Raw genomic sequence first — 11,398 nt, 5'->3', positions numbered from 1 at the left:
TTAACAGCTATTCCTTACCGTTGGTTTCTTGCGTGTCGTGGCAGTTTGCCGACACCAGCGCCGCGTCACACGCCGAATTCGGCCGCCGCCTTGGCCGCCCACAAGGCTTCCAGGTAACTTGGATAGGGAATGTCGTAACTGTCGACCGCGCCGTCCGCGCCGATGAAGCTGGTCCACCAGCCGTCGGCGGCGGCGCGGATGGCGATATCGCCCGGGTGGCAATGCGCGCCGATCGGCTCGTCCTGCTCGAGCACGACGATGTTGACTTTCCTGTGCTTGACGATACTTGCCATGAATCACCCCTTGTTTGTCTTTGAGCTATAAACAGAACAGATAACTGACATCACAAACATCAATTAGATTTATTTTCCGCAGTGCAGCATACTGCATCTGTCTCCTCTATTCTCCTCCAAGAAAATAGATTCAGCCCGCTCTCTGAGCGGGCTTTTTTTTGCTTGTAGATTACCGACCTGAGCCGGTTTCAGGTATGCGGGTAAAACTGGGAAGCGGTATCGGTGTGCAGCCGGGAGAACGCAAGAGAGCGTGCTTACGAGACTATCGTTGCCTGTGAGGCTCTGGACAAACCTGGGTGGTCCGATTGATCAGCATGTTTACCTGGGCCGGCCCTATGTACTTCCGCACCGATCAGATCGAGGACAACAGCTCACGAGCCACCGATTCGAATAGCGCAAATGATTGTTCGAACGAAGGCGGGTCGCTGGTAAACACAAGCGGCAGAAGTTGGCGCTTGTACGCGTCTTTCAGATCCCCATTCGAACCGGCCGCAATGAAAGTCCGTTGAAGAACCGCGCCCGGATCGGCATCAAAGTCAGGGTTGCGGCCTTTGAATTCATCGCGATCCCGCATGACAAGCTGCGGGAAGACGCTTTTTGCCGAAGCGATGGATTCTCCCGATAACTTGGCAATTCGCGCAACATCGTAGACATGCCGCACCAAGGCCGGGTCGTTATCGCCCCTGGAAAGCGCACCGTTCCATTTGGAAGCGCAGCGACGCAGCAAGGACAAGACTTTTTCCGCTGCCGTTTCTGCCACCGATATACAGTCCATGGTCAACGGTGCGCGTGGAATCATTCCGGCCAACGCTTCATAAAGATAGCCGAACTCCCGCTTCTCGAGCGGCAAGAGTGGATGGCGCTGAATCAGTTCAAGTTTGAGCTCCGGGCGTAAGCTGGGCAGTTGCTCGTACGCCGAATCAAAGCCAGCGCGGAGCATGCAGTAACGATGCCGATCGCAAATCCGTGGATTGCCATCGTCATCGTCTGAGTTTCGCAAACGAAAATTCAGCTTGCCTGTGAGCGTTACAATCGCATCGTGCAGCGCCGCCAGGCGAACCCGGTCGCCCCTTCCCTTTTTCAGCGGTTGCGATGTTGGCAACAGCACCACCTTGATATCAACGTCTTCAGACATGCGATTGACAAGTCCATATGCCTTGGACAAACAGGTACCGCCAGCAAACACCAGCTGAATCCCGCTGTCGTAACGCATCCGCTCCCCCCGACGCGCATCCAGATCGCTGAAGTGGTCGTGAGACACGCGAAGCTGTCCCAGTGCTTTCAGCAAGTCGGTGATATGGATGTCTTTTTCCGCTGTCTGCACAGGCAAGCCCCGCAGCAGCCCTTCGGCAGCGAGATCTTCAAGTGTCTGTTTTTGCTTGTCCGTAATCGTTCTCATAGACGACCGAGCGGCCTCCCACGGCAATTTTCCTGCGGATGCGCCGACGGCCTGTATTTGCAACAAATAGTCCTGGTAGCTGCGTCGTGTCGCCTGCATTGTAAGAGTCCGCAGCTCGCCCAGAGTTCAACATCACGCCCATCTTTTTCAGTGTTTCGGTCGCCAGTGTTTCGAGACTTCCTGCCGGAATGGTGGCGCCGGTAGCGACACTCTTCCTTGTCTTGGCGTACACCCCTGTTCCGATGCGGACCAGCACACCTTTGGCTTGCAAGGCGCGAAGTGCCTCGGAAAGCTGCGAATTGCTACCCAGTCCGGCAAGCTCCGTACGCAGGACGACATTGCCGCTACGCAGCTTTATCGACCTTAGCAATCTGTCTTCAAGTTTCATCACGTCTCCCGGCAAGGGTAGGTACAACTCAGTATAGTCACATCTCGCCAGTTTTCGATGATTTCGTATGCTAAACAAAGAGTTAGGAGTGCAACGATGGCCGTGCCGGCGGCCAGTGGTACTCAATAGAACAACGGCCCTTCCAGCAAGACGACGCACGCAGCGCATGACATACTGCCACTTTCCGCCCCCACCAAAAAGGCCCATTCCACCCCATTTGGTGTACGATTCGTTCACGTTTTCGTTTCTACAACTTCACCTTATCCCTCTTTCATGAAGCAAGCTCAACATGCACGCACCTGGTAACACCTCAGGCGTCGCCAGCGCCGACTGGAGCGCCACCGACCTCGGCGAGCCAGGCACCTGGCCCGGCGCCTTGCGCCTGTGCGTCGACATCGTCCTCAATACGCCGCTGCCGATGCTGCTGCTGTGGGGGCCGCGCCGCATCATCGTGTTCAACGACGCCTACGCCGAGCTGGCCGGTCCGCGCCACCCGCGCGCGCCGGGCGGGCGCGTGCCCGCAGTCTGGCCGGCCCCGCTCGCCGCCAGCCCCGCCACCCTGCAAAACGCCCTGGCCGGCAACGCCGTGCAACTGCAACGCCAGCGCCTCGGCTTCGTGCGCGACGGCGCACTTGTATCGGCCGACTACGACCTGTATTTCACCCCGGTGCGCGATGGCGACACGGTCGGCGGCGTGCTGTGCGCGCTCACCCCGAGCGCCCCGCTGGCCAGCGTACCGGCCCCGGCCGACGGCCTGCGCATCCTGGTGGTTGAAGACAACCTCGACTCGCAGTACCTGGTGGTCGAAATGCTCAAGGCCTTCGGCCATGAAGCCGACGGCGTGGGCGACGCCGAAAACGCGCTGACGCTGATGGCGCACAACAGTTACAACGTGCTGTTTTCCGATGTCAGCCTGCCCGGCATGTCCGGCGTCGACATGGCGCGCGAGGCGGTGCGCCTGTATCCGGGCCTGAACGTGATCTTCGCGTCCGGCTACGGCGACGCCCTGCTGCGCCACGTCGAGTTCGCGCACCAGTCGCTGCAAAAACCCTATGAACTTGAACAGCTGCAAGCAGCGCTGGCGACAATCTCCCGCCAGCTGCCCGCCGGAGTATGATCGGAACTCAGGGTACCTAAATAAGTGCGCATAAATTATTGTAATTTCTAGCTACCATAAGCGGCGCCTTGCTGCGTTGCCCACCGCTAGCAGTGCTCGCACTGCGTCGCGGCGCGCGCCTTGCAATGCATCCGCTTTTGTTCGCTATAAATTACAATAATTTCCGCACACTTACTTAGCGTGTGGTGCGATGCGCTGCCGGTCGGCTAGAATCGCAAGGCGCCACCCGATGCAGTGCGCAGGAGACGTTGCGGGACCAGTCCCGCCCATTCCTTCACGATTGCCGACAGACAGATGATGATTCCCACCGAACCAATCGGCAGCATTCCCCGGCCCGAGGCCCTGATCGCCGCGCTCGACAGCGGCACGCTCAGCGACAGCGAACTCGACGCCCTGTACGAGGATGCCGTGCGCGACACCATCGCGCGCATGGAAGCGACCGGCTCGACCGTCATCAGCGATGGCGAGCAACGCAAATACCACAACTTCCTGACCTACTGCGTGCACGGCTCGCCCAACACCGCGCCGGACGGCTTCCAGATCCCGTTCGCCGACGGCCACACGCGGCGCATGCCGCGCCTGAGGCGCGCCCCGTTCCATTACGAACGCTACGCCGACAGCTTTCTGGCGCTGGCCCGGCGCTACGCCACGGTGGCGGTCAAGCAGGCCATCATTTCGCCCTCGGCCCTGTCGCTGATGTACCCGCCCGAAGGCTTGCCCGGCTATTCGCGCGACCAGTTCATCGACGACCTGCTGGGCGAGCACGAGACCGAAATCCGCCGTTGCCTCGCGCAGGGCGCGCACAAGGTGCAGGTCGACTTCACCGAAGGCCGGCTGGCCATGAAGCTCGATCCGAGCGGCGAGTTGCTGTCGAGCTTCATCGACCTGAACAACCTGGCGCTGGACCGTTTCTCGAGCGCCGAGCAGGCCCTGATCGGCGTGCACACCTGCCCCGGCGCCGACCACGACTCGACCCACAGCGCGGACGTGGACTACGCCGAACTGCTGCCCAGCCTGTTTGAACTGAAAGTCGGCAATTTCTACATCGCCATGGCGCGCGAGCCGGACCCGGTGCGCGTGCTCAAGATCATCGCCCAGCACATCCGGCCCGGCCAGCGCGTCTTTATCGGCGTGATCGACCCCATCGACCCGCGGATCGAAACAGCCGAACTGGTGCGCGACCGCATCCTGCAGGCGGCCGAGTACATTTCCCCTTCCCAGCTCGGCAGCACCGACGACTGCGGCTTTTCGCCCTTTTGCGACGACCGCTCCACCAGCCGCGACACGGCCTTCGCCAAGATCGCCGCGCGCGTGGCCGGCACCGCGCTGGCGTGCGCCATCCTGCGGGAGCGCATGTGAACGACGACCGCGACGAAACTGAACTGATGCGCTCCGTGGCGCTGCGCAACGCCAACAGCGTGCTGGCCGCGCGCCAGCGTGCCCAGCAGGAACTGATCGAAACCAAGGACGCCCTGCGCCAGGCCAATACGCGCATGGAAAACATGCTCGAAAGCCTGACCGACGGCTTTTGCGCGGTCGACCGCAGCTGGCGCATCACCTACATCAACGCGCGCGCGCTGCAACTGCTGTCGGCAGGCGGCAAAGCCCGCGAGGCGCTGCCGGGCCGGGTCATCTGGGACGAGTTCCCCGAGCTGCGCGAGAGCGGCATGGAGGAACAATACCGGCGCGCCATGGATTCGCAGGAAACGGTCAGCTTCGAATTCTTTTACCCGAGCCTGGGCAGCTGGTTCGACCTGCGCGCCTACCCGTCCGACGACGGCCTGACCGTGTACTTCCAGGACATCACCAAGCGCAAGGCCGACGAGCAAGCCCTGCTCGACGGCAGCAGCCGCCTGCAGGTGGCCTTGTCGGCCGGGCGGCTGGGCGACTGGCGCTGGGACGCCGGCGCCGACCGCGTGACCCTGGGGGCGCGCGCCGCCGACATCTTCGGCCTGCCGCCCGAAACCCCGCTGCCCTGGGACAGCCTGCGCGAGCGCCTGCACGACGGCGACAAGGACATGGCGCGCACCGCATTCCTGCAAGCCTTCGCCCAGCATACCGACCTGAACATCGAATGCCGGGTCGACCGGCCCGACGGCGACCAGTGCTGGATCGCCGTGGTCGGGCGCGCCGATTACGACCGCGAGCGCAACGTGCTGGGCATGACCGGCGTGGTGCAGGACATCAGCACCCGCAAGAGTGCCGAAGACACCCTGCGCGAGAGCGAGGAAGTGCTGCGCGCGCTGGCCAATTCGATCCCGCAGCTGGCCTGGATGGCCCAGGCCGACGGCGCCATCGTCTGGTTCAACAAGCGCTGGTACGAATACACCGGCACCACGCCCGACCAGATGGTGGGCTGGGGCTGGCAATCGACGCACGACCCCGATGTGCTGCCGCAAATGCTGCAGCGCTGGCACGAATCTATCCGCACCGGCAACCCGTTCGAGATGGAGTTTCCGATCCGCGGCGCCGACGGCCAGTACCGCTGGTTCCTCACGCGCGTGAACGCCGTGCGCGACCGCCTCGGCCACGTGGTGCGCTGGTTCGGCACCAATACCGACGTCGACCAGGTCAAGCGCGTGCAGCAAGCCCTGCGCGACGAATCGAACGTGCTCGAACTGCTTAACAGCACCGGCAGCGCGCTGGCCTCGCAGCGCGACCTGCGCTCGCTGCTGCAAACCGTGACCGACGCCGCTACCGGCATCAGCGGCGCCCGCTTCGGCGTCTTCTTTTACCATGGCAAGGATAGCGACGGCGACCTGTTCACCCTGCACACGGTGGCCGGGGCGCCCCCGCCCGAGTTCGAGACCGACGGCGACGTACGCACCAGCGCGCTGTTCGGGCCGAACCTGCGCGGCGAAGACGTGTTGCGTTCGGATGACATCCGCACCGACCCGCGCCTCGCGGCGTTCGCCCCGCACGGCGGCGTGGCCGACGCGCAGGCCGGCGTGCGCAGCTACCTGGCGGTGCCGGTCATCGCCCGTTCCGGCGAAGTGCTGGGCAGCCTGTTCTTCAGCCACCCGGAAACGGCCATCTTCAGCGAGCGCACCGAGCGCATCGTGGGCGGCATCGCGGCCCAGGCGGCGGTGGCGATCGACAACACGCGCCTGTACGAAGCGGCCCAGCACGCGGCCGAAGAGCGCAAGGTGCTGCTCGAGAGCGAACGCTCGGCGCGCGCCGAGGCCGAACGCACCAGCCAGATGAAAGATGAATTCCTGGCCACCCTGTCGCACGAGCTGCGCACGCCGCTCTCGGCCATCCTGGGCTGGGCCCAGGTGCTGCGGCGCGGCAGCCGCGACCAGGCCGACCTGCAGCGCGGCCTGCAAACCATCGAGCGCAACGCGCGCGCCCAGGCCCAGCTGATCGAAGACTTGCTCGACATGAGCCGCATCACCTCGGGCAAGGTGCTGCTCGACATGCAGACCATCTCGCCCACGGTGTTCATCGACGCCGCCATCGAAACGGTGCGCCCGGCGGCCGACGCCAAGAACATCCGCCTCGACAAAGTGGTCGCCCCCGGCGTGGGCATGATCGCCGGCGACCCGGCCCGCTTGCAGCAGGTGATCTGGAACCTGCTCTCGAACGCCATCAAGTTTACTCCGCGCGACGGCATGGTGCGCATCGAACTGCGCGCCGTCGACGGCCATGTGGACATTTCGGTGCACGACACCGGGGTCGGCATCAAGCCCGAATTCATGGCGCACGTGTTCGAGCGCTTCCGCCAGGGCGACGCCTCCACCACCCGCAAGCACGGCGGACTGGGGCTGGGACTGTCGATCGTCAAGCACCTGATCGAGCAGCACGGCGGCACGGTGCGCGCCGACAGCGCCGGCGAGGAGTGCGGCGCCACCTTCACCATCGAGTTGCCTGCCGCCAACCGCCAAAGCCCGGCCGCGCGCACCGGCCGCGCCCCCGCCCTGCCGATGGCGCCGCTCACGCCCGACATTCTGTTGCGCGACCTGTCGCACCTGAATGTTCTGGTAGTTGACGACGAACCGGACGCACGCGACCTGATCCGTCGGATATTATCTGACTGCAACGCCACGGTACGCACGGCGGCCAGCGCGGCCGATGCCCTGGCCGAGTTCCGGGCATCGCCGCCGGACTTGCTGGTGAGCGACCTGGGCATGCCGGACGTGGACGGCTTCGAACTGCTGGCGCAGGTGCGCGCGCTCGGGCCTGCCGGCGGCGGCGACGTGCCGGCGGTGGCGCTGACCGCGTTTGCGCGCTCGGAAGACCGGCTGCGCGCGCTGGAAGCGGGATTCATGGCGCATATCGCCAAGCCGGTCGAGCCGAGCGAACTGATCGCCACAGTTGCCACGATGGCTGGGAATGCGCCTCATTAGCAATGAATTGGAGTCCTACCGGCGCACGCGGCGCTGTCCTACAAGAAATGTTCGATACACTGTTACACTAGCAACACATTAAAATCGCGCGTGCGCTTTTTGCCGCACGCCCCTCCGCCTTGACCGAGACAACGTATGCCAAGCCGAGAAGACATACTGAACGCAAAAATACTGGTTGTAGATGATTCGGCCGACAATATCGAACTGATGGAAGAGATATTGCGCGAACAAGGCTATAACTGCGTCAGCTCGACTATGCTCCCCGAACAAGTCTGCCCGCTACACCGCCAGCACTGCTACGACCTGATCCTGCTCGACCTGCAGATGCCGGGCATGAACGGCTTCCAGGTCATGAAGGGCCTGAAAGAAATCGAACAGGGCGGCTATCTGCCCGTGCTGGCGCTGACGGCCCAGCCCACTTTCAAGATTGCCGCGCTCGAAGCCGGCGCGCGCGACTTCATCAGCAAACCGTTCGACCTGCTCGAAGTGCACAAGCGCATCCATAACATGCTCGAAGTGCGCCTGCTCTACAAGGAACTGGCGCAGTACAGCCGCGCCCAGCAGGAACTGGCGCTGCACGACCCGTTGACGGGGTTGCCGAACCGGCGCCTGCTGGAAGACCGCATCGAAACCACCTTGCAGCACGCCAACCGCAACCATCACAAGGCCGCGATCATGTATCTCGACCTCGACGGCTTCAAGGCGATCAACGACACCTACGGCCATGCGTATGGCGATGAAGTGCTCAAGATCGTGGCGCAGCGGCTGGTGGCGTCGTCGCGCAAGGAAGATACCGTGGCGCGTTTGGGCGGCGATGAATTCATGGTGGTGCTGGGCGAAGTGTCGGGCCTGGCGGACGCGCACGGACCGGCGGCCAAGCTGGTCGAGGCGGTATCGGAGCCGTTTTTCATCAACGACCTGACCTTGCGGCTGTCGACCAGTATCGGGATCAGCATTTACCCGGACGATGCCGAAACGGTGGAAGCGCTGATCAGCATCGCCGACTACGCGCTGTATGAAGCCAAGCGCGGCGGCAAGAACCGGTTCTGTGCGACCTCGGCCACGCCGGCCACGCCAGCGACAACGGCCACGCCGCTGGTGCAGGATAAACTGGGCGTGGCGCCACGGCGCTGAGATCGCTCGCGGTAGCCAGGCAGGCGCAAAAATCGTCGCTGTCGTGGCAAATCGCAAACCTGGGCTCAATGCCAGACTTGCTCGACACCTCATTCAGATTAGCGTCGAGTCAAACCCGTCGATTCAAACCCAAAACGCAAAACCGTCGTCCCCGCAAAAGGCGGGGATCCATGCCACCTTTGTTCACAGGTGCTATGGATCCCCGCCTGCGCGGGGACGACGGTGTAGCGGCTAAGCGCGCGTGTGGCGGCTGAGCGCGATGGAAACCATCGCGCCCTCCGCCGCTCGCGGGTGTTAACGCCCCTTGGTCGCCTGCTTGGTGCTGGCCTCGATCGACTTCGCATGCTGGTGGTCGGTGCTGGCATCGACCATCTCTGGCGGCACTTCAATGCGCGTAATGCCCGAGTCGACCGAAATCGGATCGCTGGCCGGGAATGTCATCTCGACCGCATCATCGAGCAAGGTTTCTTTCGCAGCCTGCTCGCTGGTATCGCACTCTTCGTCGGCCAGCACATTGATCGCGCTGGCCCACTTGACGAACTTCAGGTTGGCCAGGTCGCCGATGGTGGTGATATTGAACGCTTCGTGCAGGGCCTTGGCGTCCTTGGTGCTCAGGCCGCGCATGGCGGAGAGCGGCGCGTTGCGCAGGTCACGGAAACATTTGCCGGCAAATTCGGCATCTACGATGGTATTGATATTCATGGCTTACCCTTTTCAATGTGCCACGCCACGATGGTGGCGATGAACCGTGCCGGATGGCCGCGCCGGATGGTCGCGCAATCCCGCAGCGGTTGTCCTGATGTCACTATCGCATACGCCCATCCCCTCGTATGTGCGTTAGCGTACCTTACATTGCGTTACACCCTATTCGCTTGCATTTTGACATTGGATTACCCGATTGCTATGATGAGCGCCGTACCGACATGACAGCCGCGTTCGCTGTCATCGGATGCCACATTCCGGTTCTGCTATCCGGCAGCAATGCTTTTGAAGTGATTCAACCACCACCGCAGCGCAGGAATGACGTGACGAATTTAGACAAGCCGAAGATTCTCGTCGTGAACGACGATGCCGCCAGCCTGCTGGCACTGACCAGTCTGCTGGACCAATGGGCCGATGAATCGGGCTACGCCGTCCTGTCGGCCCGTTCCGGCCAGGAAGCCTTGCGCCAGGTCCTGCTGCACGACTTTGCCGTGATCCTGCTCGACGTCAACATGCCCGGCATGGATGGCTTCGAAACCGCCGAAGCGATCCACCAGCGCGCCCGCTCGGCCGACATTCCCATCATGTTCGTCACCGCCTTCCTGGCCGATGAAATCGACCGCCTGAAAGCCTACCAGCGCGGCGCTGCCGATTTCCTGTTCACCCCGGTCATCCCGCAGATCCTGCACGCCAAGGTCCAGGTGTTCGTGGCGCTGGCCACCAAGAACGAGGAACTCAAGCGCCAGGCCCACAAGCTGAGCCAGCGCACCACCGAGCTGACCGCCACCAACAAGCGCCTCACCCGCGAAATGGAAGAGCGCAAGGAAGCCGAGGCGAAAAGCCACGCCAAGGATGAATTCCTGGCCATGCTCGGGCACGAACTGCGCAATCCGCTGTCCGCCATCAGCAGCGCCGCCTCGCTGATCGGCCTGCCCGGCGTGAGCGGCGAGTCGGTCGGCCGCGCCAAGCAGATCATCCAGCGCCAGAGCCAGCATTTGTCGCGCATCGTGGACGACCTGCTCGACCTGTCGCGCGCCATGTCCGGCAAGATCCTGCTCGACAAGCACACGCTCGACGTCGCCGCGCTGGTGTCGGCCTGCCTCGACACCTTCAAGGCCACCGGCCGCACCGGCAACTACCTGCTCAATGTCGATGTGGAACCGGCCTGGGTCGACGGCGACCCGACCCGGCTCGAACAGATCGCCACCAACCTGATCGACAACGCCCTCAAGTACACCCCGCCCGGCGGCAGCATCGACATTACGGTGTCCGACGGCGATGACGAAATCGTGCTCGAAGTGCGCGATACCGGCGTGGGCATCTCGGCGGAACTGCTGCCGCATGTGTTCGACGTGTTCGTACAGGGCTCGATCACGCTCGACCGCGCCCAGGGCGGCCTGGGCATCGGCCTGGCACTGGTGCGGCGCCTGGTCGAACTGCATGGCGGCAAGGTGTCAGCCCACAGCGACGGCGCCAGCGCCGGCTCCACCTTCGTCATCCGCCTGCCGCGCGCGGCGCCGGTGGCCCCGGTCGTGAACCAAGCGCCGGCCGCCGGGGCAAGCGAGCACAAGCCCACCATCCTGCTGATCGAAGACAACGACGACGGCCGCGAAATGATGGCCACCATGCTCGGCGCCTATGGCTACCCGGTGCGCCACGCGGCCGACGGCATGCAGGGCGTGCAGATGGCGCGCAGCTTCCTGCCCGAGGTCGCCCTGGTCGACATCGGCCTGCCCGGCATCGACGGCTACGAAGTGGCGCGCCGCCTGCGCCAGGATGGCGATACGCGCCATATCAAGCTGATCGCCCTGACCGGCTACGGCCTGGCCGACGACCAGCGCCGCGTGCTCGAAGCCGGTTTCGACAAGCACCTGGTCAAGCCGGTCGACATCGACCACCTGCTCGACGCCATCGGCCAGTGCGCCGCCATCGACCACTAGGAGCCTGCGCGGCGGCGGGCAATCCGCCCCGACCGCGCCTTGACCTTGGCGTCGTAAGCTCGTATCGCGAATCCATCTC

Annotated in this window: 9 protein-coding genes; 5 read left to right on the top strand and 4 right to left on the bottom strand. The window is 63.4% G+C overall.

Translation table 11 applies throughout. From position 1 onward, the window contains the following. Nucleotides 1-65: 65 nt before the first annotated feature. The 3 genes from F1609_RS04825 to F1609_RS04815 form a co-directional block, all read right to left on the bottom strand. On the bottom strand, nucleotides 66-293 hold the full coding sequence (locus F1609_RS04825; RefSeq protein WP_167075218.1) for a hypothetical protein: 228 nt from the start codon (nucleotides 291-293) through the stop codon (nucleotides 66-68). Nucleotides 294-645: 352 nt separating this feature from the next. Next, a complete protein-coding gene (locus F1609_RS04820; RefSeq protein WP_167075216.1) occupies nucleotides 646-1,692 on the bottom strand; it encodes a nucleotidyl transferase AbiEii/AbiGii toxin family protein in 1,047 nt (348 codons plus the stop codon). Beyond that, nucleotides 1,655-2,080 (bottom strand): DUF6088 family protein, encoded by a 426-nt coding sequence (locus F1609_RS04815; RefSeq protein WP_167075214.1) that lies wholly within the window; start codon nucleotides 2,078-2,080, stop codon nucleotides 1,655-1,657. The genes F1609_RS04820 and F1609_RS04815 overlap by 38 nt, the downstream gene beginning before the upstream one ends. Nucleotides 2,081-2,369: 289 nt before the next feature. On the opposite strand from F1609_RS04815, the gene F1609_RS04810 reads away from it, so the two are divergent. The 4 genes from F1609_RS04810 (at nucleotide 2,370) to F1609_RS04795 (ending at nucleotide 8,677) form a co-directional block, all read left to right on the top strand. Next, nucleotides 2,370-3,197: a response regulator gene (locus F1609_RS04810; protein ID WP_167075212.1), complete on the top strand. Its 828-nt coding sequence runs from the start codon at nucleotides 2,370-2,372 to the stop codon at nucleotides 3,195-3,197. Nucleotides 3,198-3,491: 294 nt separating this feature from the next. Then, entirely contained in the window at nucleotides 3,492-4,556 is a 1,065-nt protein-coding gene (locus F1609_RS04805; RefSeq protein ID WP_167075210.1) for a cobalamin-independent methionine synthase II family protein, read from the top strand. Continuing rightward, nucleotides 4,553-7,543, top strand: coding sequence for a hybrid sensor histidine kinase/response regulator (locus tag F1609_RS04800; protein WP_370661593.1), 2,991 nt, complete (start codon nucleotides 4,553-4,555; stop codon nucleotides 7,541-7,543). Before F1609_RS04805 ends, F1609_RS04800 begins: the two co-directional genes overlap by 4 nt. A gap of 135 nt (nucleotides 7,544-7,678) precedes the next feature. Further along, nucleotides 7,679-8,677: a GGDEF domain-containing response regulator gene (locus tag F1609_RS04795; RefSeq protein ID WP_167075208.1), complete on the top strand. Its 999-nt coding sequence runs from the start codon at nucleotides 7,679-7,681 to the stop codon at nucleotides 8,675-8,677. A gap of 294 nt (nucleotides 8,678-8,971) precedes the next feature. Here the strand turns inward: F1609_RS04795 and F1609_RS04790 are convergent, their stop codons facing one another. After that, nucleotides 8,972-9,379, bottom strand: coding sequence for a hypothetical protein (locus F1609_RS04790; protein WP_167075206.1), 408 nt, complete (start codon nucleotides 9,377-9,379; stop codon nucleotides 8,972-8,974). Nucleotides 9,380-9,702: 323 nt separating this feature from the next. Between F1609_RS04790 and F1609_RS04785 the strand changes: the two genes are divergently transcribed. Further along, a complete protein-coding gene (locus F1609_RS04785; RefSeq protein ID WP_167075204.1) occupies nucleotides 9,703-11,319 on the top strand; it encodes a response regulator in 1,617 nt (538 codons plus the stop codon). Nucleotides 11,320-11,398: the final 79 nt, after the last annotated feature.

Origin of the sequence: Massilia aquatica, assembly GCF_011682045.1 — a bacterium.
GTDB classification, from domain to species: domain Bacteria; phylum Pseudomonadota; class Gammaproteobacteria; order Burkholderiales; family Burkholderiaceae_D; genus Telluria_A; species Telluria_A aquatica.
Note: the sequence above shows the minus strand (reverse complement) of the source record. Positions and strands in the feature narration are given on the sequence as shown.

Excerpts from the sequence above, each read along its gene's own strand:
- F1609_RS04825 (WP_167075218.1), bottom strand. The coding sequence starts at position 293 with ATGGCAAGTATCGTCAAGCACAGGAAAGTCAACATCGTCGTGCTCGAG.
- F1609_RS04820 (WP_167075216.1), bottom strand. The coding sequence starts at position 1,692 with ATGAGAACGATTACGGACAAGCAAAAACAGACACTTGAAGATCTCGCT.
- F1609_RS04815 (WP_167075214.1), bottom strand. The coding sequence starts at position 2,080 with ATGAAACTTGAAGACAGATTGCTAAGGTCGATAAAGCTGCGTAGCGGC.
- F1609_RS04810 (WP_167075212.1), top strand. The coding sequence starts at position 2,370 with ATGCACGCACCTGGTAACACCTCAGGCGTCGCCAGCGCCGACTGGAGC.
- F1609_RS04805 (WP_167075210.1), top strand. The coding sequence starts at position 3,492 with ATGATGATTCCCACCGAACCAATCGGCAGCATTCCCCGGCCCGAGGCC.
- F1609_RS04795 (WP_167075208.1), top strand. The coding sequence starts at position 7,679 with ATGCCAAGCCGAGAAGACATACTGAACGCAAAAATACTGGTTGTAGAT.
- F1609_RS04790 (WP_167075206.1), bottom strand. The coding sequence starts at position 9,379 with ATGAATATCAATACCATCGTAGATGCCGAATTTGCCGGCAAATGTTTC.